The organism is Blastococcus brunescens (assembly GCF_035320885.1).
Taxonomy (GTDB): Bacteria; Actinomycetota; Actinomycetes; order Mycobacteriales; family Geodermatophilaceae; genus Blastococcus_B; species Blastococcus_B brunescens.
In genome coordinates this window covers 3120923-3141283 of the sequence record NZ_CP141261.1, presented here as the reverse complement: position 1 = coordinate 3141283, position 20361 = coordinate 3120923, and the positions used below count along the sequence as shown (strand labels likewise).

The window sequence follows — 20361 nt, the reverse complement described above, 5'->3', positions numbered from 1 at the left end:
CCGCGTTCAGTGCGCGGAGGTGCCGGTGGTTCCCTGCCCTGACCGTCCGGCGCGGACGACATCGATCGGCTCGATTCCCTCCTCGGCGGGGAGCTCGAAGCCCCAGACCTGGGCGTAGAAGGACAGCTCGCCGTCCAGGGCGGCACGGATGTTCTCCGCCTTGCGGAAGCCGTGCTGCTCGCCGGCGAACAGCAGGTAGGCGTGCGGCACGCCCTTCTCCCGCAGCGCGGCGACGATCGCCTCGGCCTGGTCCGGCGGCACGACCGCGTCCTCGTCGCCCTGGAACACCGCCAGCGGGGTGTCCAGAGCATCGACGTGGTTGATGGGGAGCGCTCGGCGTACACGTCAGCGCCCGAGGGCCATGGTGCGACGAGCCCGTCGAGGTAGCGGGACTCGAACTTGTGGGTCTCCGCGGCGAGGGCGCCCAGATCGGCGACGCCGTAGTGGCTGGCGCCGGCGGTGAAGACCCCCGGGCGCATGGACAGCGCCGCGAGGGTGGTGTAGCCGCCTGCCGAGCCCCCGCGGATCGCCATCCGTGCCGGGTCGACGCGTCCGCTGTCGGCGAGGAAGCGCGCGCAGGCGACGACGTCGTCCAGGTCCACCACACCCCAGCGGCCCTGCAGCGCGTCGCGGTACCGGCGGCCGTAGCCCACGGAGCCGCGGTAGTCGACGTCGGCGACGCAGAAGCCGCGCGAGGTCCAGTACTGGATGTCCAGGTTCAGGACCGGGACGGCGGCCGCGGTCGGCCCACCGTGCACCACCACGAGCAGCGGGGGCAGGTCGCCGTCCGGGGCGCTCGCATCGAGATTGGTCGGCGGGTAGACCAGCGCGTGCGCCTCGCCGATCCCGGTGCCGGCGTCCTCGGTGGGGAACGTGATGTGCTCGGGGAGGAGAACCAGGCGGGCTCCAGCCCGAGGTCGCGCGCCGGGCGCAGCAGCTCCTGCTCCCCGCTGTCGACGTCGACCCGAAGCACCACCGGCTCGCTGGACGGGCTGCCGGCGACGCACACCACCGCCGTCCCCTGCGCGGTGACGTAGCGGTACGTGCCCCACGGCAGGTCCAGCTCGCGCAGAGCCCCGCCCTCGAGGACGGCGAGCCGGTCGGCCCCCGCACGGCCGTACGCCAAGACGATCCGCCCGTCGGACAGCAGCGCGTAGCGGCTCTGCCCGAACCGCCACTGCGGTCCACCGATGTCGCTGCCGACGTCGACGGCGAGTTCCACCTCGCCGTGCGGTCGCTTGCGGTACAGCGACCAGACGTCGGTGCGGTCGCAGAGGAACCAGAGGGTCCCGTCGGGTGCCCAGGTCGGCTGCACGACGGACTCACCGGGGCCGCCGGCGATCGCGTGCTCCCGACCGTCGGCGCCGCGGACGACGAGCCGTGCGGCGTCCCAGGGCATGTGCGGGTGGTCCCACTGCAGCCAGGCGAGCGCGTTCCCTTCGGGGAGAGGCGGGGGTCGGAGACGAAGTCCGGCCCGGAGACCAGCACCTCGGCGCCGTCGGGCCCCACCCGGACGAGCTCGTTCACCACCTCGGCCGCTCCGCCGGAGGCGGGGTGCGTCTCGCGGACCGCGACGGCGACCCCTCCCGGACCCGCAGGTCGGCGTGGCGGACGCCGGCCGGGACGGGGGCTCCGGCGTGACGGCGACCGGAGCGTCGCTGCCGGCGTCGAGCCGGTACAGCCGCTGGTCGGTGAACTCCGTGAACCACAGCGTGCCGGCCGACACCGTCCACGCGGCGCCGCCGTACTCGTGCACCCGGGTGCGGGCGTTCCAGGGTGGGGGAGGACGTCGGCGACCGTGCCGTCCGCCGCGCGCCGGACGATCACCTCCCGGCCTCCCTCGGCCGGCCGTGACTCCGACCACCAGACGTCCGCGTCATCACCGAGGCCGTCCACGACCACCTCACCGGGCCGCGCGGCCGCCCGGACGACGAGTTGCGAGGTGACGGGGGTCGGCCAGGAGCCGTGGGGAGGGGCGCGGAGACCATGCGTGTGACGTTAGGGCCCCGAGGCCGGGGAAGGGACACGTGCTCCGACCTGCCCCATGCGAGCCCGAAAGGCGATTACCGTCCGACGCATGCCTGCCCGCACCACGTCGACGCGTCGACCGGCGGGGACCTCCCGAGATCCCGCGCTGGTTCCGGTTCGACGGCTGCGAGCAAGAAGCGGCCGCCCGCCAAGCGCGGCTCCACCGCGAGCCGCCGTCCCGCCGCGAAGAAGAAGAGCTCACCCGGCCTCTGGGGGTCGTCGCCGGCGGCTGGAACCTGCTCGCCCGTGGCGCGGGAGGGCTCGCCCGGTCGGTCGCGAAGCCGGAGGAGGCCGAGCCGCTCGCCCCGGAGCACCGCAGGGACGGCGTGGGTCTCGCCGTCCTCGGTCTGGCGATCGTGCTGGGCGCCGCTGCCTGGAGCAACGGGATCGGCCCGGTCGGCGAGGCGCTGACCGCGGGTGTTCGCTGGGTCGTCGGCTCGCTGGTCATGGTCCTGCCGGTCGTCCTGTTCTTCGCGGCGATCCGTCTGCTGCGCCGTGGTCCGCGGCCCGAGGCGCGCGGCAGGCTGGCGATCGGATGGCTGTGCACGATCGCGGCGGTGCTCGGGATCGCCCAGGTGGTCGGCACCCCGCCGATCCCGCGGCGAAGGTGCCCGGCTCCGGTGGCCTGGTCGGCTGGGGCGTGGGTGTCCCGCTGGAGGCCGGCGTCGGCATGGCGGTGGCCATCGTCCTGCTGGTGCTCGTGACCTTCTTCGGCCTGCTGGTCATCACCGCCACTCCGGTCCACCAGATCCCCCAGCGTCTCGGCGACCTCGGCGACTGGCTGCTCGGCCGTGGCGAGGACTACGACGAGTACGACGACGAGGAGTACGAGGAGGAGCCCGAGGAGCCGCAGAGCCGGCGGTCCCGGCGCAAGTCGCTCTCGGAGGACCTGCTCACCACCGGGCCGATCGACCACGCCGCCTTCGAGGCCGCGGCCGAGGCCACCCTGACCACCGAGCCCGAGCACACGGAGCTGCGCCCCGCCCCGCCGCGCCCCCGGTCATCGACCGGACGCTGCCGGCCGACGACCTGCCGCCCATCACCGAGCCGCAGCAGCTGTCCATCCAGCCGGTCGAGGGCAACTACGTCCTGCCGGCGCTGTCCATGCTGCGACCGGGAGACCCGCCGCGGGCGCGGTCGAAGGCCAACGACGTCGCCATCGAGGCGATCAGCGGGGTCCTCGACCAGTTCAACATCGACGCCGCCGTCACCGGGTTCACCCGCGGTCCGACGGTCACCCGTTACGAGGTCGAGCTCGGGCAGGGCGTCAAGGTCGAGAAGATCACCCAGCTCACCAAGAACATGGCCTACGCGGTGGCCAACGACAACATCCGCATCCTCGCGCCGATCCCGGGCAAGTCCGCCGTCGGCATCGAGGTGCCCAACACCGACCGCGAGAAGGTCAGCCTGGGCGACGTCCTGCGGTCCGGGGCGGCCAAGCAGGACCCGCACCCGATGCTGGTCGGCCTGGGCAAGGACATCGAGGGCGGGTTCGTCTGCGCCAACCTCGCGAAGATGCCGCACCTGCTGGTCGCCGGCGCCACCGGTGCCGGTAAGTCCAGCTGCGTCAACTCGATCCTGACCTCGCTGCTGCTGCGGGCGACCCCGGACCAGCTGCGGATGATCCTGGTCGACCCGAAGATGGTCGAGCTGACGCCCTACGACGGCATCCCGCACCTGATCACGCCGATCATCACCGACCCGAAGAAGGCGGCCACCGCGCTGGCCTGGCTGGTCGAGGAGATGGAGCAGCGCTACCAGGACATGAAGTCCACCGGCGTCCGCCACATCGACGACTTCAACCGCAAGGTCGAGAAGGGCGAGATCACCGCCCCGCCCGGCAGCGAGCGGGTCTACCGCCCCTACCCGTACATCCTCGCGATCGTCGACGAGCTCGCCGACCTGATGATGGTGGCTCCCCGCGACGTCGAGGAGCACATCGTCCGCATCACGCAGAAGGCACGTGCGGCGGGCATCCACCTGATCCTGGCGACCCAGCGTCCGTCGGTCGACGTCGTCACCGGTCTGATCAAGGCCAACGTGCCCTCGCGGCTGGCGTTCTCCACCTCCAGCCTCACCGACAGCCGGGTCATCCTCGACCAGCCGGGCGCGGAGAAGCTCATCGGCATGGGTGACGCGCTCTTCATGCCCATCGGTGCCGGCAAGCCGATGCGCGTGCAGGGCGCCTTCGTCACCGACGCCGAGATCGAGGCGGTCGTCGAGTTCACCAAGCGGCAGGCCGAGCCGGAGTACCGGGAAGAGGTCTTCACCGCCGGTGGCGCGGGCGGCGAGAAGAAGGAGATCGACGAGGACATCGGCGGTGACCTCGACCTGCTCGTGCAGGCCGTCGAGCTCATCGTCACCAGCCAGTTCGGCTCGACGTCGATGCTGCAGCGCAAGCTCCGCGTCGGCTTCGCCAAGGCCGGTCGGCTCATGGACCTCATGGAGAGCCGCGGCATCGTCGGGCCCTCCGAGGGATCGAAGGCCCGCGACGTCCTCATCAAGCCCGACGAGCTGGAGTCGGTGCTGTTCACCCTTCGCGGCGGCGGCGGCTGAGCACGCCGACGGCCGCGCAGAGGGGCGAGGACGTCGCCCGGCTCACCTCCCGGGGTGGCGGCGGCGACTCCTGAGACAGCCGCCACGGCTTTCCGGCGGGCAGGGACCGTAGGGCCGACTACGATGGCCCGGTGACAGCTCTGCCCCGCCCTGCCCACGCCTCAGGGTCCGATCCCCGCGGGCGGACGGTGGCGGTGGTGACGCTCGGCTGCGCGCGCAACGAGGTCGACTCCGAGGAGCTCGCCGGGCGGCTGGCCGCCGAGGGCTACGAACTGGTCGACGACGCCGACGGTGCCGATGCGGTCCTCGTGAACACCTGCGGGTTCATCGAGACGGCGAAGAAGGACTCCGTCGACGCGATCCTGGCGGCCACCGACTCCGGCGCCTCCGTCGTCGCGGTCGGCTGCATGGCCGAGCGGTACGGGTCCGAGCTGGCGGGCGCGCTGCCCGAGGCGACCGTCCTGGGCTTCGACGACTACGGGGCCATCGGGGACCGGCTCGACGACGTCCTCGAGGGCCGCCCGCTCGTTCCGCACACCCCCGCGACCGTCGCACGCTGCTGCCGATCAGCCCCGTGCAGCGAACCGCCGCGACGGCGGCGGCGGACGCGCCGTCCATCCCCGGCCACGACTGGCTGCGCCGCAAGCGGCTGGCCTCGGGTCCCACCGCCGCCCTGAAGCTGGCGTCCGGCTGTGACCGCCGCTGCGCCTTCTGCGCCATCCCGACCTTCCGCGGCGCGTTCGTCTCCCGGCCTCCGGCCGAGGTGCTGGGCGAGGCGGAATGGCTGGCGTCACAGGGTGTCAGCGAGCTGGTGCTGGTCAGCGAGAACTCGACGTCCTACGGCAAGGACCTCGGTGACCTGCGTTCGCTGGAGAAGCTGCTGCCGCGGCTGGCTGCCGTCGAGGGCATTGCGCGGGTGCGGGTGGCCTACCTGCAGCCGGCCGAGCTGCGCCCCGGGCTGCTCGAGATCATCGCGGGGACCGACCGGGTGGCTCCGTACTTCGACCTCTCCTTCCAGCACTCCTCGCCGACCCTGCTGCGACGGATGCGTCGCTTCGGCGGGACCGACGACTTCCTGGGCCTGATCGCGCGGGCGCGCGACCTCGCTCCGACGGCGGGCTTCCGCACGAACGTCATCCTCGGCTTCCCGGCGAGACGGAGGCGGACGTCGCCGAGCTGGAGCGCTTCCTCGTGGAAGGTCGCCTCGATGCGGTCGGCGTCTTCGGCTACTCCGACGAGGAGGGCACCGAGGCGATGACGCTGGACGGCAAGCTCGACCAGGCCGAGATCGACGCGCGCGTCCGGCGGATCACCGACCTCGTCGAGGAGCTGACCGCCCAGCGCGCCGAGGACCGGATCGGGGAACGGGTCGAGGTGCTGCTGACCGAGGATCTCTCCGCGGAGGAGGGGCCCGGTGTGTGGTCCGGCCACGCCGCCCACCAGGACCCCGACGCCGACGGCACGACGACCGTGGCCGGCGTGCCCGCCGACGCGGTCGCCGGGCAGCTCCTGGCCGCCGAGGTGGTGGGCACGGAGGGCATCGACCTCGTCGCCCGGGCCCTGGCCCCCGCGTTGTCGACCGGCCCGGCCGGGCGGTGACCTCCGTGACCGACGTCGCCCCGGACCCCGCCGCCACCCCGCCCTCGTCGGTCAAGCTGGTGAACCTGCCGAACGCGCTCACGGTGCTCCGGCTGGCCGTGGTGCCGCTGCTCGCCGTCCTCCTGCTCCAGCACGGCGGGGTCGCCGACGCCGACCGGTACTGGGCGACGCTGGTCTTCGCGCTCGCGATCATCACCGACCGCTACGACGGGATGATCGCCCGCCGCACCGGTCAGGTCACCGAGTTCGGCAAGCTCGCCGATCCCATCGCCGACAAGGCACTGACCGGAACGGCGCTGATCGGGCTGTCGGTGCTCGAGCTGCTGCCGTGGTGGGTGACGGCGGTGATCCTGGTCCGCGAGGTGGGGGTCACCCTCCTGCGCTTCTGGGTGATCCGGCACGGCGTGATCGCGGCCAGTCGGGGCGGCAAGCTGAAGACCGTCGTCCAGTCGCTGGCGATCGGCCTCTACATCCTGCCGCTGACCGGGCTGCTCGCTTCCGGGCGCTGGTGGGTGATGGCCGCGGCGGTGCTGCTCACCCTGCTGACCGGGCTGGACTACGTGTACCGCGCGCTGACCCTGCGCCAGACCTCCGCTCGCGCGATGCGGGCGGCTGCCGCCCGGCGGGCAGCCGGCCCCAGCGGGGCCAGCGGGGCCCGGACCGACACCGCCGCCTGAACCACCTGACGGGTGCCGCCGCGAGCCTGCGGGTGGTGGGGCCAGGGGCGGTTCAGCCACCGCTGGCGAGCTCGCGATGGGCCTCTGGGCGGAGCCGGCCGGGACGGGGCCGCAGGGGCATGGGGACCGGCAGACGACGCCGGGACGCGGTCGCGACGGCGGTCAGCTCGGGGCTCGGCTCGACGCCGACCTCACGGCGCAGGATCCGGCGGAAGGCGTCGAACTGCTGCCGTGCCACCGCCCAGTTGCCGGCCGCCTGATGGGCCTCGATCAGCGCCCGCTGACCGCTCTCGCGCAGCGGCTCGGCCTGCACGGCGAGCTGCACCGCCTCGACCGCGGCGAAGTGACGGCCGGACCGCCGCAGCAGGAGGCTGAGCTCCTCCAGCGCGTGCACCCGGCGCAGGTGCACGCGCTCGCGCACGGTCAGCACCCAGTCGTCGTACCAGCCCGGGAGCAGCTCCTGGTCGGCGATCGGCCCGGGGTCGACGGCGAGGTCGGCGGGCGTGGCGTGCCCGGAGAGGACCCGGCCGGCCCAGGCCTCGAAGTGCGCGAGGTCGGTCTCGACGTGCTCCCGGAGGCCGAGCGTGGCATGGTCCGCGCGCACCAGGGGACAGCCGACCTGCTGCAGGCGCCACAGTGCCGAGCGCAGGTTCCCGGCGGCCCGGCCGTCCTCGACGGTGGGCCACAGCACGCCGGCCGCGCTGCGGCGGTCGACCCCGCGGGATGCAGCGCCAGGTAGGCGAGCAGGCGGTGGCTGCCTGCCGGGAGCGGGGTGCGCCGTCCGTCGTAGTGCACCGCCAGCCCGCCGATCAGCCGCACCAGCGGGATCGAGGGTTCGGTGTGGTGGTCCATGTCCGGCGCCTTCCGGGTGGGCGCTCAGGCTCCGGTGGCAGCCCGATGCGCACTCTAGGGAGGCGGGGCGGCGCCCGGTAGGTACAGCTGCGCGACCGTCCGGCCGGGAAGCCGGTTCGCTGCCCGGGTGTTACGCCATCAGCGGACGTGCGCCGGTCGGCCCGGCTCCGGTGGCGTGCGCCGCGTACCGTGAGCGCACGGCGCCCGCCGACGTGCCGCCCCAAAGAGTGCTATTGCCCCGCTCGCAGGACAGGAGACGGCCATGACGCTGCTGCGCACCCAGCTCGGGAACACGCTGCGTGGCCACCGGCTGCGTCAGCGCCGCACGCTGCGCGACGTGTCCGGAGCCGCCCGGGTCAGCCTCGGCTACCTGTCGGAGGTGGAGCGGGGCCAGAAGGAAGCGTCGTCGGAGCTGCTGGCGTCCATCTGCGACGCCCTCGACGTCGAGCTGGCGGACCTGCTGGCCGAGGTCAGCCTCGAGCTCCGGGTCGCCGGCGGTGCCGCCGTCCGCCCGCTGGCGCCCTCCGCCGACGTGCCGGCCGCCCAGGAGCAGCCGGCCGCCGAGCAGCCTGCGGTCGCCGCGCCGGTCGCCGAGCCGGCGCTCGCCCTCGTCGGCGCTCCGTCCCGCTCGTCCCTGCGTCGTGGCGAGGCGGTCACGCTCGCCGCCTGACGGGGCCGACACGCCGTCGGCCTTGACGGACCCGCAGGCCGGATGCGAGACAGGACCCATGCCCCCGTTCCTGGCCGGTCCGTCCGCAGCCCGTCAGGGTCCCGTCCACCTCCCGGGAGCGCACACGCGGAGCGGGAACGCGATGGGGCGGACCCGGCTCGGCCTGCTCGCCGGTGCGGCCCGGGCGTTCGCCGAGCACGGGCCCCGCCGCAGCACGATGCAGTCGATCGCGGCCGCGGCGGGGGTCGCGAAGGCGACCCTCTACAACCACTTCCGGACCAAGGACGAGGTCGTGGTGGCGTTGCTGGCGGCGGAGCTGGACCGGCTGACGGCCGTGGCTGCCGGACTGCCCCTGCCCGAGGCGCTGGCCGCGCTCTCCGACGAGCTCGGTGCGCACCCGGTGCTGCGGCGCCTCGCGGTCAGCGAGCCCGAGGTGCTCACGGCGTTGCTCGCCGTGGACGCGGACCGGTGGGCCGAACTGACCGGGCGCCTGGCGCAGGCACTGGCGGTCGACGACGACAGCGCCGAGCTGGCCGCCCGGTGGCTGCTCGGCGTCGTCCTGCAGCCTGGCCGGTCCACGACACGTCACCGGCACGCGGCCCGCCTGGCCGCCCTGCTCACCGATCCCTGAGGCCCTGCTCGGGTCGGGGCAGCGAACGGGTGTAGAGCACCCGGTCGGCACCCGGGCCGGCGTGTCCGGGCGAGGGAGCCTCGGAGGCGCCGACCCGCCGCGCCACGGCGCGCACGACGACGTCCCCGGGCGGGGCGGCCGCCTGCACGGCGTGGGCCCCACCGACGCCGCCACCGCGAGGAACCGCTCGACCAGCCGGACGGCGACGCCGCGCCCGCGCCATTCCGGCCGGACCGCGACCGCGTGCACGACGCCCAGCCGGTCGGCGCTCACCAGGCCCAGCAGGTAGGCGGCGTCCTCGCCGTCCGGCGTCCGTGCCACGGCGCCGAACCCCCGAGCTGGTGGAAGAAGAGCGGGTCGTGCAGTGCCCGGACGGCCTCGTCGTCGAGGCCCGAGCCGGACCAGAAGTGCGTCCGGTCGGCGAGCAGCCGGTCCCGGAGGGTGCCGGCCGCGAGCTCCTCGATACCGACCAGGCGCAGCTCCGCGGTCATCGGCGGCGGCGCGCGGCCTCGAGCTCCGCGCGCGTGGGCGGGTCGGCGCCGACCCGGGTGCAGTTCAGCGCGGCGACGAGCGCGGCGTCGTCCACCAGTGCGAGCAGCCGGTCGTCGGGGAGCGCCTCCAGGTGCGCACGCGTGGTGACGCCGGCGTCCAGCAGCCCGGTGAGCAGACCGGCGGCGAGCGAGTCGCCGGCCCCACGGTGTCGACGACGGTCACGGTGGGCGGCGTGCGGTGCAGCACGGGCCGGCCCGGTCGGGCGATCCGCAGCGGACCACCACCGTCGGTGAGCAGGACCAGCGACGGCCCGCGACGGGCCCAGTCCGTGGCGGCGGCGTCGAGCTCGCCCGCCCCGTCCAGCCAGGCGAGGTCCTCGGCGCTGACCTTGACGACGTCGGCCTGCTCGACCAGCCGGTGCAGACGTGCGCGGACGACGGACGCGGTGTTGCCGAGCACCCTGCCGACCGGACCGTCGGCCAGCATCGGGCGGATGTTCGGGTCGACGCTGATGAGCGTGCCGCCCTCGACGTGCAGCCGGGTGACGAGGCGGGCGATCGCGTCGGCCCCGGGGGCCGTCCAGCTGGAGATGGAGCCGACGTGCAGGACGCCGGTCCTCGGCGGGAGCACGCGGTCGAGCTCCGCGTCGGTCCACTGCCAGTCAGCGGCCCCGAGCACGTGGAACCCGTAGTCGGCTGAACCGTCGGGGCCCAGACCGACGACGGCCAGGCTCACCGGCTCGGTGGCGTCGACGAAGCCGGTGACGTCGACCCCGGCCAGCTCGGCGTGCCGGCGCAGGTTCACCGCCAGCGGCCCGGCGCCCAGGCGGGCCATGAGGCGGACCGGCGCACCCAGCCGGCCGGCCGCGACCGCGACGTTGAGGGCATTGCCGCCGGGGCGGGCCACGTACTGCGGTGCGGTCCCCTGGTCCCCGGAACCTGCTCCGGGAACGGGCAGGAGGTCGACCACCAGCTCGCCCAGCACGGCGAGCACGGGGGAGTCGGGCACGGGGAAACCCTAGCCGCGGGAGGGGACCGCGGCCCGCGTTGGCTCCGACGGTGCATCACCTGGGACGATGAGGCGACGTCGTCGAGATGCGGAGCATCACCGGGCCGGCCGCTGCGCCGGAGCAGGAGGACCCATGCCCAATCCGTTCGTGAAGCTGTGGAAGTACCTCACGGCGTCGGCCAACGCGCAGATCGACCAGCGGGCCGATCCCAAGATCCAGATCGCGCAGGCGATCGAGGCCGAGCAGCAGCGGCACCAGTCCCTGGCCAACCAGGCCGCCGCGGTCCTCGGCAACCAGCGCCAGCTGGAGATGCGGCTGAGCCGTCAGCTCGGCGAGGTGGAGAAGCTCCAGGCCTCCGCCCGGCAGGCGCTGACCCTCGCGGACAAGACCCGGACGGCCGGTGACGCGGCCAAGGCGACGGAGTACGAGAACGCCGCACAGGCCTTCGCCACCCAGCTGGTCGCCGCCGAGCAGTCCATGGAGGACCTCAAGCGCAGCCACGACGAGGCGCTGCAGGCGGCCGAGCAGGCGCGTGGTGCCGTCGAGCAGAGCCGCATGCGGCTGCAGACGACGCTGGCCGAGCGCACCAAGCTCATGTCCCAGCTGGAGCAGGCGAAGATGCAGGAGCACGTCGCCTCGTCCATGCGCCAGGTCAACGAGCTGTCCGCGCCGGGCAACACCCCCAGCCTCTCGGAGGTGCGCGACAAGATCGAGGCCCGGTACGCCAACGCGCTGGGGCAGGCGGAGCTCGCGCAGAGCTCGGTCGAGGGCCGGATGCTCGAGGTGGAGAAGGCCACCCTCGACGTGGCCGGGGCCTCGCGGCTGGACCAGATCCGGGCCTCGATGGGCGGCGGTGCGCCCGCGGTCGAGGGCGCGCAGCCGGCGCAGGCCATCGAGCAGGAGCGCCGTCGGCGACCCAGCCGGCGGTCGAGCAGCGCGAGGCGCAGCCCGCCGAGCGCCCCGACCAGCAGTAGGAGGGCCCTCCTGCCCCACCGCTCGCAGGCTCGCGGCGGGACCCTGCAGGAGGGCCGGAGGGGAGCGGCATGTCCGGCCCGGGCTACCCGCCTGACCGCTACACCGGTGGCGCCGGTGAGGTGAACGCCGCGCTGCGTCGCGCGGACACACCGGCCGAGCTCGCCCTCGGGGGCGGCGGCGCGGCGCACTACCTCGCGACCGGTCTCACCACCGGAGGTGCGTTCGGCCTCTACCGGTGGGAGATGGGCGCCACGCCGACCGGACCGGGTCCGCACTTCCACCGCGGCCTCACCGAGTCCTTCTACGTGCTCAGCGGCACGGTCAAGCTCTTCGACGGCGCGCGCTGGCTCGACGGGGAGCCCGGTGACTTCCTGCACGTACCCGAAGGCGGCATCCACGGCTTCCGCAACGAGTCGGGCGAGCCGGCGTCGATGCTGCTGCTGTTCACCCCTGGGGCACCCCGTGAGGACTACTTCGAGACCCTCGCCGACGCCGTGCGGCGGGACGCGATGACGCCGGAGGACTGGACGGAGTTCTTCCTCCGTCACGACACCTTCTGGGTGTGAGGCTCAGCGGTAGAGGGTCACCGGGGGCGGTCGGTCCGGCTCACCCGTGCGCGCCAGCGGGTCGATCGGGGACGCCGCCGCCTGGCACCGCGGACACCACCAGGTGACCCGTTCCTGGGTGGGCGGCCCCTGCTCGCCCAGCAGGATGGGCGTCCGGCACCGCAGGCAGGGCCGTCCCTTCCGCCCCGCCACCCAGTGGTCCCGACCTCGGCGGGTGTCGCCGGTGGTGCTCTGCTCCGGGTGGTGGCGGTTGGCCTGCATCAGTGTGCGAGCACGCTCGACGAGGGTCGCCAGGTCGGGCACGTCGGCGACCCGCGCCCAGGGGTGCACACCGACGAGGAACAGCGACTCGACCTTGTAGAGGTTGCCGATCCCGGCCAGGTTCCGCTGATCGAGTATGGCGACGCCGATCTGCTCGTCCGGGTCGGCGCGCAACCGGCGCAGGGCCTCCTCGAGATCCCAGTCGGGCCCCAGCACGTCGGGACCGAGGTGGCCGACCAGCTGCTCCTCGTCGGCCGTGGCGACGATGTCGACGTCGTGCAGCCGGTAGCCCACGCACTCCCAGTCGTCGGTCGCGAGGACGACGCGGATGTCGTAGGCGGGACCTCCTCGCCACCTCGCGCCCGGGCGGTAGATGTGCCAGCTGCCGTCCATGCGGAAGTGGGTGCGCAGCGTGCGTTCGTCGGCCAGGCGGATGAGCAGGTGCTTGCCGCGCGGGACGACCTCGCGGACCGTGGCGCCGCCCAGATCGAGGGCCGCCAACCGGGGAGCCGGAACTCGCCGCGGCGGAGGGTGGCGCCGGCCAGCGCGGTGTTCATCCGCTGTGCGGCGAGCCACACGGTGTCTCCCTCGGGCACGAGCCCAGTGTCCCCGTCCAGGGTCCGTCCTGCTCACGAGGTGTGAGACCACCGACAACCGGGATGACCGGCACGGCGTGACGCGCTGCAGTGCCCGTGAGCGTGCCCCTGCGACTGCGTGCCCGGTTCGGTGGCGACGACTCCTCGGCGCCGAATGCCGAGCCGGTCACTGTCACGGTGGCCCGCGTGGTCCGCCCGGACCAGCGCGAGGCCTTCGAGCGGGAGGCGACCGCCGCCCTGCGGATCGCCGCCGCCTTCCCGGGCAACCTGGGCGCGACCCTGCTGCGCCCGGGTCCCGACAGCTCCGAGTACCACCTGGTCTACCGGTTCGCCGATGATGAGTCGCTGGCCGCCTGGGAAGGCTCGGCCGAGCGCCGGGAGTTCCTGAGCCGCCTGCGGGGATCGTGGAGGACGAGCGCTACGCCCGGGTCACGGGGTTGGACAGTTTCTTCACCCGGCCGGCGACGCCGGGCCCGCGCTGGCGGCTGACCGTGCTCACCATCGCCGCGGTCTTCGCCGTCACCTCGTTGTTCCAGCTGCTGGTCGCGCCGCATCTGGCGGGCTGGCCGGTGGCGGCGCGGTCGCTGCTGTCGGCGTCGCTGGTCGTGGTGCTGCTCGGGCACGTCGTGATGCCGGCGCTGACGCGGGCGCTCGCCCGATGGCTGCGGCCCGCCGACGACTGAGGGCCCCGCGGGCGGCGTACGTCAGTAGTAGGCGTGCGGTGGCCCACGGTGATGTGCGGAGGCCAGCGCCACGCTGGCCGTGCCGGCGATGACCAGCATGCCGAGCAGCGACAGGACGAAGAGTTCCGGTACGGCCGCCCCGATAGTGACGAGTGCGACGCCGACGGCCAGCAGGACGAAGAGCAGTGTGCGCATGAGGGTGTGCCTCCTTGGTGCGCTCGTGTCCTCCACCATGCCCCTGGACGGTGATCGGTTCACCCGTCCGGGCGTATCGCCACGGGACCGTCACGTTGTGACGGAGGCTCGTCGGATGCCCGCACTCCGGTCGTGGTGAGGCGGTACCGCGCTCAGGAGCGCAGGCGCAGTCCGCGCGGCGTAGCGGCGAATCCGGCGGCCTGGAGAGCCGCGGAGAGCGGCGTGGACTCGTGCACGGACGCGCCGTCGGCCTTCTGCACCACCATGCGGCCCAGGGCCCCCGCCGACACCGCTCCGGAGAGGACGGTCGCCGCCTCCTTGAGCACCTGCTCCTCCTCGGTCCACGACAGCAGCGTCTTCCCGCCGCGCTCGACGTAGAGCACGAGCTCGCCGTCGACGAGCACCACGAGCGCGCCGGCCTTGCGGCCCGCGCGGTGCCCGGTCGCGGTCCTGCGCCCGGCTCCCGTGCCCTCCCCGACGTCGACCACCTCCGGCTCACCGGCTGTCGGCCGGTCCGGCCACGGCAGGGCGGCACCGTAGACGTTCGCCGGGTCGGTGGCGGCGAGGACGACGGCCCCGGCCGGCACCCGGTCCGGCGATGCGAAGGTGCGCAGCCGGTCGATCGAACCCGGCGTGCCGAACTGGGCTGCGCCGAGGGTCTCGACGAAGTAACCGCGGCGGGCCCGGCCGTTCTCCTCGAACGCCCGCAGCACCGGGTAGACCGCCGAGAAGCCCCCGTCACCTGTTCGGCCATGACCGCGCCGCGGGTGAGCACGCCGTGCCGCTCGAGCAGCGCCTCGGCCCGCGCCGTCGTGCGGCGGGTGCCGTTGGCCTCGCGGTCGGGCAGCCGCGACCAGCGCCCGGCGACGGTGGGCGGCCCGGTGCGGGTCGGCATGGCCGGGCGCCCGAGGCGCGCCCGCCCGTGTCTGCCGCGGTCGATCCGGGCGCGGGGCGCCTGCGGTCGGCTGCGATGGGTGCCGCTACCGCCGAGGCGGGTGCGCAGGGGCGCCAGCGTGTCGTTGGTGAGGATGCCCGCCCACACGAGGTCCCAGACGAGGTCGGCCATGGCGGTGTCGTCGGTGGCCCCCACCAGGTCGGACAGACCGCGGAAGAACAGGGCTTGGCCGCCGGCAAGCTGCTCCAGGACCGGGCCACCCTCGTCGGGCACGTCCAGCGGTTCCGGTAGCAGGAGGGGAGCGAGGTCGGCCGGCACCAGGCTCACCCAGCCGTCGCCGCCGGGCAGCCCGCCCGCACCGGCCCACAGGACCTCACCGGCGCTGGTGAGCTCGTCGAGCATGGCGGGGGAGTAGTCCCGGACGCGCGACGGCAGCACCAGGGACTCCAGCGCGCTGGCCGGCACGAGCGCGCCGGCGAGCTGTTCGACGACCGCGAGCACGCCGTCGGCCCCGCGCAGCCGCCCGCCGACACCCTGCCAGGACGGGGTGAAGCGGGCCAGCGTCGCGGTGGGGACCGGCTCCACCTCCTGCCGCAGCTTGGCGAGGCTGCGGCGGCGGATCGACCGCAGGACCTCCGCGTCGCACCATTCCTGACCGCTGCCGCCGGGCCGGAACTCCCCGCTGACCAGCCGGCCGGTGCTGGTCAGCCGGTGCAGGGTGGCGGTGACCACGGCGACGCCGAGCCCCAGCCGGGCCGCCGCCTCGGCCGGCTGGAAGGGACCGTGGGTGCGGGCGAAGCGGCCGATGAGGTCGCCGAGCGGATCGGCCACGGGCTCGGTGAACACCTCGGGGACGCCGACCGGCAGTGCGGTGCCCAGGGCATCGCGCAGCCGTCCGGCGTCCTCGATGGCGACGTGGCGCTCCTCGCCGGCGATCCGGACCTGCAGGGCGCGGCGGGTGGCGACGAGCTCGTCCAGCCACTCCGGGGGCACACCGCGCGCGGCCGCCTCCGCTGCGGTGAGGTCACCGATCCCGCGCAGCAGGTCTGACGCGCCGTCGACGTCACGGGGGTGGCGCTGCGCGGGCAGGCGCTGGAGCTCTGCCTCGATCTCGGCCATCGCATCGCCGTCGAGCAGTTCGCGCAGCTCGGTGCGCCCGAGCAGCTCGGCGAGCAGACCGGTGTCGAGGGCGAGCGCCTGCGCCCGGCGCTCGGCGAGCGGCGCGTCCCCTCGTAGAGGAACTGGCCGACGTACCCGAACAGCAGCGACTGGGCGAACGGGGAGGCGGAGTCGGTCTGCACGTCGACGACGCGCACCTTCCGGGAGCGGACATCGGTCATCAGCTCGACCAGCCCGGGCACGTCGTAGACGTCCTGCAGCACCTCGCGGGCGGCCTCGAGGGTGATCGGGAACGAGGAGAACTCGCTGGCCACCGAAAGGAGCTGGGCCGCCCGCTGCCGCTGCTGCCAGAGCGGCGTGCGGCGGCGTGGATCGCGTCGGGGAGCAGCAGGGCGCGGGCGGCGCACTCGCGGAACCGGCTGGCGAACAGCGCCGAACCGCCGACTTCCGCGGTCACCTCGCGTTCGACGTCGTCCGGGTCGAGGACGGCGAGGTCGGCCTCCGGTGGCTCACCGGTGGTGTCGGGCAGCCGCAGCACGATGCCGTCGTCGGAGTGCATCGAGGCGACATCCACGCCGTAGCGCTCGCGGAGCCGGGCCGCCAGGACGAGCGCCCAGGGGGCGTTGACCTGCGCACCGAAGGGGAGTGGACGACGAGCCGCCAGTCGCCCAGCTCGTCGCGGAACCGCTCGACCAGCAGCGTTCGGTCGTCCGGGAGGTGGCCGGTGGCCGCCTTCTGCTCGGCGAGGTAGGCCTGCAGGTTCGCCGCTCCCCACTCGTCGAGCCCGGCCGCCCGCGCCCGCTCCAGGCCGGCCTCCGGGGTGGCGGAGCCCACCTCGCGCAGGAAGGCGCCGAGCGCCCGGCCGAGCTCGAGCGGCCGCCCCGGGGCATCGCCGTGCCAGAACGGCATCTTCCCGGGCTGCCCGGGCGCCGGCGTGACGAGGACGCGGTCGTGGGTGATGTCCTCGATCCGCCAGGACGACGAGCCGAGCAGGAAGACATCTCCCACGCGGGACTCGTAGACCATCTCCTCGTCGAGCTCGCCGACCCGCCGTCCTCCTGTGCCCTCGGTGCCCACGAGGAAGACGCCGAACAGGCCACGATCGGGGATGGTGCCGCCGCTGGTGACCGCCAGCCGCTGCGCCCCGGCCCGGGCGGTGAGGGTGTCGGTGACCCGGTCCCAGGTGAGCCGCGGGCGGAGCTCGGCGAAGGCATCGGAGGGGTAGCGGCCGGCGAGCATGTCGAGCACTGCGTTCAGCGCCGAGTCCGGCAGCGACGAGAAGGCCGCCGACCGGCGCATCACCGCGGCGACCTCGTCGACCGTCCGCGGCCGCTCGGACACCATCGCGACGATCTGCTGCGCGAGGACGTCGAGCGGGTTGCGCAGGTAGCGGACCGACTCGATCGCGCCGGCCTTCATGCGCTCGGCGACCAGCGCGCACTGCACGAGGTCGCCGCGGTACTTGGGGAAGAGGACCCCCGGCTCACGGCGCCCACCTGGTGGCCGGCCCGGCCCACCCGCTGCAGGCCGCTGGCGACGGTCGGTGGTGACTCGACCTGGACGACGAGGTCGACCGCGCCCATGTCGATGCCGAGCTCGAGGCTGGAGGTGGCGACGACGGCGGGCAGCCGGCCCGATTTGAGGGCTTCCTCGACGATGGCGCGCTGCTCGCGGGAGACCGAGCCGTGGTGGGCCGCGGCGACCGGCTGGACGCCCTCCGGGACGCCGCCACCGGACCCGGCCTGGGCCATGAGCGCGGCGGCGTTGGTGCCCGGCGGTACCGGCTCGCCCGTCGCCCGCTCGTAAGCGAGCTCGTTCAGGCGGCTGGTGAGCCGTTCGGCCAGCCGTCGCGAGTTGGCGAAGACGATGGTGCTGCGGTGCGCTTGGACCAGGTCGAGCACCCGCTCCTCGACCGCCGGCCAGATCGACGTCCGGGGCTGGTTGCCGGCCGCGGACCCTCGAGCTCTCCGGTGGGCTGGCCGAGCTCGCTCATGTCCTCGACCGGGACGACCACCGAGAGGTCCCACTCCTTGGTCGAGGGCGGGGCGACGATCTGCACGGGCCGCCCGCCGGCGAGATAGGTGGCCACCTCCTCGATCGGCCGGACCGTCGCCGACAGCCCGATGCGCTGCGCGGGCCGCTCGAGCAGCTCGTCGAGCCGGTCGAGGGAGACCGCGAGGTGGGCGCCGCGCTTGGTGTCGGCCACCGCGTGCACCTCGTCGACGATCACCGTCTCGATGCCACGCAGCGCCTCGCGCGCGGCGCTGGTGAGCAGGAGGAAGAGCGACTCGGGAGTGGTGATGAGGATGTCGGTGGGCCGGCGGGTGAACGCCCGGCGCTCGTCGGCCGGGGTGTCGCCGGAGCGGATGCCGACACGGATCTCCGGGCGTTCCAGGCCGAGCCGGGCGGCGGCCTGTCCGATGCCGGTCAGCGGCGCGCGCAGGTTGCGCTCGACGTCCACGGCGAGGGCCTTGAGCGGCGACACGTAGAGGACGCGGCAGCGCAGCTGCTCCTCGGCGGGAGGCGGCACCGCGGCCAGCCGGTCGAGGGACCAGAGGAAGGCCGCCAGGGTCTTGCCCGACCCGGTGGGCGCCACGACGAGGGCGTGCTCACCGCTGCTGATCGCCTGCCACGCGCCTTCCTGGGCGGCGGTGGGCCGGACGAAGGCGCCGGTGAACCAGGCCCGGGTGGCCTCGGAGAACCGGTCGAGAGCGGACACGCAGCCAGTGTCCCCGGCAGGTACGACAGTCCGCCGGTCCGGGACGGGCGGCCGGGACGGGAACGCCCGTCCGTGGCGGCCGGTCGGGCAGACTGCGCCCGTGCAGCAGAGCTCGCCGACCGGGGTGGTCGGTCCCGGCGTGGCCCCCGAGGTGGTCCAGCGACGGACGGTCGCCGTCCTCAGCGGATCGGTGGCGCTCGCCGGCCTCGGCGTGACCGTGGGCATCACCGTCGGCGGGCTGCTCGCCCGCGACGTCGCGGGCACGGACACCGCCGCCGGCCTGGGACAGACGGCCGGGGTGCTGGGGGCCGCGGTGATCGCCGTGCCCTCGCCCGGATCAGCGACCGGGCCGGCCGCCGGGCCGGGCTGGCGACCGGGTACGTCGTCGCCGTCCTCGGCGCCGTGGTCAGCGTGGTGGCCGCCGTGCTCTCGAACCTCCCGCTGCTGCTCGCCGGGCTCTTCGCGTTCGGCGCGTCCACGGCGTGCGGGCTGCAGGCCCGCTACGCCGCGGCCGACCTCGCCGCCCCCGCCCGCCGCGGCCGCGACCTGTCGCTGGTCGTCTGGGCGACGACGGTCGGTTCCGTGCTCGGGCCCAACCTCGCCGAGCCCGGCGCGCACCTCGGCCGGGCACTCGGTCTCCCCGCCCTCGGCGGTGCCTTCGTCGTCTCGGCGGTGGCCTTCGCGGTGGTGGCCGCCGGACTGCTCCTGCTGCTCCGGCCCGATCCCCTGCTCCTGGCCCGGCGCCTCGGGGAGTGGTGACCGGCCCCCGGCCGCGCCGAGCGACGGCGGGCGCCGTCCGGGCGGTCTGGGCCTCCCCGGACGGCCGGCTCGGGCTGACCGCCGTCGTCGTCGCGCACTCGGTGATGGTCGGCGTCATGGTCATGACCCCGGTGCACATGGGGCACGCCGGCGGCTCCGAGGGCGCGACGCTCCGGGTCATCGGGCTGGTGATCAGCGTCCACGTGGCCGGGATGTACCTCTTCTCACCGCTGGTCGGGATGCTCGCCGACCGGGCCGGTCGGCGGGCGACGGTCGCGGTGGGCGGGCTGCTGCTGCTCGCTGCGGCCGGTCTCGCCGGTACCGCCGCGCCGGGCGCTGCGGTGCAGCTCGGCGTCGGGCTCCTGCTGCTGGGGGTGGGCTGGTCGTGCGGCCTGATCGCCGGGTCGACGCTGGTCACCGAGTCCGTCGGGGCGGACCTGCGTCCCACGGCGCAGGGCGGAACCGACCTCCTGATGGGCCTCGGCGCCGCCGTGGCCGGAGTCATCGGCGGCCCGCTGCTGGCCGTCGGCGGGTTCGGGCTCGTCGCCGCCGTGTCGGCCGCGCTCGTGCTGCCCCTGGCCGTCGTGTGGCTGGCGGGTGCCCGTCCCGTCAGCGGTCCCGGTAGTTCTTGATCATCAGGATGATCGCCACCAGCATCGCGAGCACGATCGCGAGCTGGAGGACGGCGTCCCAGCCCGCCGAGCCCGTACCTGGGATCATGCCGCCAGCCTAGGCCGGCTGCGGCGGGGGAGGTCGGGCACGGGTTAGCGTCGATCCGTGCGCCTGCAGGAGTTCTGGTCCCGTCTCGACCGTCAGTTCGGCCCCATGCGTGCCCAGAGCGTGGCCCGCGACCACGTGTTCTCCGCGCTCGGGGGCCGCAGTGCCGTCGACGCGATCGAGGCCGGCGTGTCGGTGCGCAAGGTGTGGCTGGCCATCTGCGAGGAGTACGAGGTGCCGCCGAAGGAGCGGTGACGCCCCGGCCCGGCACCGGCGGCGTGTCGCCCTGGCGATCGAACACCTGTTCGCCCTACAGTGGCGTCCACAGGCCGATCGGCTCTCCACAGCTCCGCTCGGAGACC

The 20361-nt window shown here is 74.4% G+C and carries 25 protein-coding genes and 4 pseudogenes; 16 read left to right on the top strand and 13 right to left on the bottom strand.

Translation table 11 applies throughout. The features are described 5' to 3' along the window. Positions 1–6 precede the first annotated feature (6 nt). Positions 7–758: pseudogene (locus tag U6N30_RS21015) on the bottom strand (S9 family peptidase). Continuing rightward, complete coding sequence (locus U6N30_RS21010; protein ID WP_324273831.1) at positions 719–1399, bottom strand: TolB-like translocation protein; 681 nt, start codon at positions 1397–1399, stop codon at positions 719–721. Before U6N30_RS21010 ends, U6N30_RS21015 begins: the two are co-directional and overlap by 40 nt. A 628-nt stretch (positions 1400–2027) precedes the next feature. Here U6N30_RS21010 and U6N30_RS21005 point away from each other — a divergent pair. The 6 genes from U6N30_RS21005 (at position 2028) to pgsA (ending at position 6860) form a co-directional block, all read left to right on the top strand. Next, positions 2028–2732 (top strand): hypothetical protein, encoded by a 705-nt coding sequence (locus U6N30_RS21005; RefSeq protein WP_324273830.1) that lies wholly within the window; start codon positions 2028–2030, stop codon positions 2730–2732. A 400-nt stretch (positions 2733–3132) separates the two neighbouring features. Further along, complete coding sequence (locus tag U6N30_RS21000; protein WP_324273829.1) at positions 3133–4584, top strand: DNA translocase FtsK; 1452 nt, start codon at positions 3133–3135, stop codon at positions 4582–4584. A gap of 131 nt (positions 4585–4715) precedes the next feature. Further along, positions 4716–5261, top strand: a complete 546-nt coding sequence (locus U6N30_RS20995) for a hypothetical protein (RefSeq protein ID WP_324273828.1) — start codon at positions 4716–4718, stop codon at positions 5259–5261. After that, a complete protein-coding gene (locus U6N30_RS20990; protein WP_324273827.1) occupies positions 5159–5842 on the top strand; it encodes a radical SAM protein in 684 nt (227 codons plus the stop codon). The genes U6N30_RS20995 and U6N30_RS20990 overlap by 103 nt, the downstream gene beginning before the upstream one ends. Continuing rightward, a complete protein-coding gene (locus U6N30_RS20985) occupies positions 5776–6183 on the top strand; it encodes a hypothetical protein (protein WP_324273826.1) in 408 nt (135 codons plus the stop codon). The genes U6N30_RS20990 and U6N30_RS20985 overlap by 67 nt, the downstream gene beginning before the upstream one ends. 5 nt (positions 6184–6188) lie before the next feature. Continuing rightward, positions 6189–6860: a CDP-diacylglycerol--glycerol-3-phosphate 3-phosphatidyltransferase gene (gene pgsA, locus U6N30_RS20980; RefSeq protein WP_324273825.1), complete on the top strand. Its 672-nt coding sequence runs from the start codon at positions 6189–6191 to the stop codon at positions 6858–6860. Between the two features lie 52 nt (positions 6861–6912). Here pgsA and U6N30_RS20975 read toward each other — a convergent pair whose 3' ends face one another. Further along, the gene (locus U6N30_RS20975; RefSeq protein WP_324273824.1) at positions 6913–7551 is read right to left on the bottom strand and encodes an AfsR/SARP family transcriptional regulator; all 639 of its coding nucleotides are present in this window, start codon (positions 7549–7551) and stop codon (positions 6913–6915) included. A gap of 423 nt (positions 7552–7974) precedes the next feature. Between U6N30_RS20975 and U6N30_RS20970 the strand changes: the two genes are divergently transcribed. Further along, a complete protein-coding gene (locus tag U6N30_RS20970) occupies positions 7975–8382 on the top strand; it encodes a helix-turn-helix domain-containing protein (protein WP_324273823.1) in 408 nt (135 codons plus the stop codon). A gap of 142 nt (positions 8383–8524) precedes the next feature. Continuing rightward, positions 8525–9013 (top strand): TetR/AcrR family transcriptional regulator, encoded by a 489-nt coding sequence (locus U6N30_RS20965; RefSeq protein ID WP_324273822.1) that lies wholly within the window; start codon positions 8525–8527, stop codon positions 9011–9013. On the opposite strand, the gene U6N30_RS20960 is transcribed toward U6N30_RS20965, so the two are convergent. The 3 genes from U6N30_RS20960 to U6N30_RS20950 form a co-directional block, all read right to left on the bottom strand. Further along, positions 9000–9161 carry a hypothetical protein gene (locus U6N30_RS20960; RefSeq protein ID WP_324273821.1) on the bottom strand — a complete coding sequence of 54 codons (162 nt, stop codon included), beginning with the start codon at positions 9159–9161 and terminating at the stop codon, positions 9000–9002. The genes U6N30_RS20965 and U6N30_RS20960 overlap by 14 nt on opposite strands. Before the next feature lie 121 nt (positions 9162–9282). Continuing rightward, positions 9283–9504: a hypothetical protein gene (locus tag U6N30_RS20955; RefSeq protein WP_324273820.1), complete on the bottom strand. Its 222-nt coding sequence runs from the start codon at positions 9502–9504 to the stop codon at positions 9283–9285. A 64-nt stretch (positions 9505–9568) separates the two neighbouring features. After that, on the bottom strand, positions 9569–10513 hold the full coding sequence (locus U6N30_RS20950) for a PfkB family carbohydrate kinase (protein WP_324273819.1): 945 nt from the start codon (positions 10511–10513) through the stop codon (positions 9569–9571). Between the two features lie 133 nt (positions 10514–10646). Between U6N30_RS20950 and U6N30_RS20945 the strand changes: the two genes are divergently transcribed. Continuing rightward, the gene (locus U6N30_RS20945; protein WP_324273818.1) at positions 10647–11612 is read left to right on the top strand and encodes a PspA/IM30 family protein; all 966 of its coding nucleotides are present in this window, start codon (positions 10647–10649) and stop codon (positions 11610–11612) included. Next, positions 11609–12055: a cupin domain-containing protein gene (locus U6N30_RS20940; RefSeq protein WP_324273817.1), complete on the top strand. Its 447-nt coding sequence runs from the start codon at positions 11609–11611 to the stop codon at positions 12053–12055. The genes U6N30_RS20945 and U6N30_RS20940 overlap by 4 nt, the downstream gene beginning before the upstream one ends. Before the next feature lie 3 nt (positions 12056–12058). Here U6N30_RS20940 and U6N30_RS20935 read toward each other — a convergent pair whose 3' ends face one another. Continuing rightward, the gene (locus tag U6N30_RS20935; protein WP_324273816.1) at positions 12059–12817 is read right to left on the bottom strand and encodes a DNA-formamidopyrimidine glycosylase family protein; all 759 of its coding nucleotides are present in this window, start codon (positions 12815–12817) and stop codon (positions 12059–12061) included. A gap of 191 nt (positions 12818–13008) precedes the next feature. Here U6N30_RS20935 and U6N30_RS20930 point away from each other — a divergent pair, with 191 nt between their 5' ends. Then, positions 13009–13401 (top strand): antibiotic biosynthesis monooxygenase family protein, encoded by a 393-nt coding sequence (locus U6N30_RS20930; RefSeq protein WP_324273815.1) that lies wholly within the window; start codon positions 13009–13011, stop codon positions 13399–13401. A gap of 2 nt (positions 13402–13403) precedes the next feature. Next, positions 13404–13595 carry a putative antibiotic biosynthesis monooxygenase gene (locus U6N30_RS20925; protein ID WP_324273814.1) on the top strand — a complete coding sequence of 64 codons (192 nt, stop codon included), beginning with the start codon at positions 13404–13406 and terminating at the stop codon, positions 13593–13595. A gap of 21 nt (positions 13596–13616) precedes the next feature. Here the strand turns inward: U6N30_RS20925 and U6N30_RS20920 are convergent, their stop codons facing one another. Together U6N30_RS20920 and U6N30_RS34355 are read right to left on the bottom strand one after the other, a co-directional pair. After that, positions 13617–13829 carry a hypothetical protein gene (locus U6N30_RS20920; RefSeq protein ID WP_324273813.1) on the bottom strand — a complete coding sequence of 71 codons (213 nt, stop codon included), beginning with the start codon at positions 13827–13829 and terminating at the stop codon, positions 13617–13619. A 113-nt stretch (positions 13830–13942) separates the two neighbouring features. Next, positions 13943–15804: pseudogene (locus U6N30_RS34355) on the bottom strand (Lhr family ATP-dependent helicase). Here U6N30_RS34355 and U6N30_RS20905 point away from each other — a divergent pair. After that, positions 15757–15921 (top strand): hypothetical protein, encoded by a 165-nt coding sequence (locus tag U6N30_RS20905; RefSeq protein ID WP_324278596.1) that lies wholly within the window; start codon positions 15757–15759, stop codon positions 15919–15921. The pseudogene U6N30_RS34355 and the gene U6N30_RS20905 sit on opposite strands and share 48 nt — an antisense overlap. Positions 15922–16016: 95 nt before the next feature. Here the strand turns inward: U6N30_RS20905 and U6N30_RS20900 are convergent. The 4 genes and pseudogenes from U6N30_RS20900 to U6N30_RS20890 all read right to left on the bottom strand — a co-directional run. After that, positions 16017–16579, bottom strand: a pseudogene (locus U6N30_RS20900) (hypothetical protein); the annotation flags it as partial. A 191-nt stretch (positions 16580–16770) separates the two neighbouring features. Next, positions 16771–17223 (bottom strand): annotated as a pseudogene (locus U6N30_RS34350) (hypothetical protein); the annotation flags it as partial. Further along, positions 17220–17705 carry a helicase-related protein gene (locus tag U6N30_RS20895; RefSeq protein ID WP_324273811.1) on the bottom strand — a complete coding sequence of 162 codons (486 nt, stop codon included), beginning with the start codon at positions 17703–17705 and terminating at the stop codon, positions 17220–17222. The pseudogene U6N30_RS34350 and the gene U6N30_RS20895, both read right to left, overlap by 4 nt. Next, positions 17621–18523, bottom strand: coding sequence for a DEAD/DEAH box helicase (locus U6N30_RS20890; RefSeq protein ID WP_324273810.1), 903 nt, complete (start codon positions 18521–18523; stop codon positions 17621–17623). Before U6N30_RS20890 ends, U6N30_RS20895 begins: the two co-directional genes overlap by 85 nt. A 402-nt stretch (positions 18524–18925) precedes the next feature. Between U6N30_RS20890 and U6N30_RS20885 the strand changes: the two genes are divergently transcribed. From U6N30_RS20885 to U6N30_RS20875, 3 genes are all read left to right on the top strand, one after another. Further along, on the top strand, positions 18926–19282 hold the full coding sequence (locus tag U6N30_RS20885; RefSeq protein ID WP_324273809.1) for a hypothetical protein: 357 nt from the start codon (positions 18926–18928) through the stop codon (positions 19280–19282). Further along, a complete protein-coding gene (locus U6N30_RS20880; RefSeq protein WP_324273808.1) occupies positions 19276–19914 on the top strand; it encodes an MFS transporter in 639 nt (212 codons plus the stop codon). The genes U6N30_RS20885 and U6N30_RS20880 overlap by 7 nt, the downstream gene beginning before the upstream one ends. A gap of 145 nt (positions 19915–20059) precedes the next feature. Then, positions 20060–20254, top strand: a complete 195-nt coding sequence (locus U6N30_RS20875) for a DUF3046 domain-containing protein (RefSeq protein WP_324273807.1) — start codon at positions 20060–20062, stop codon at positions 20252–20254. Positions 20255–20361 lie beyond the last annotated feature (107 nt).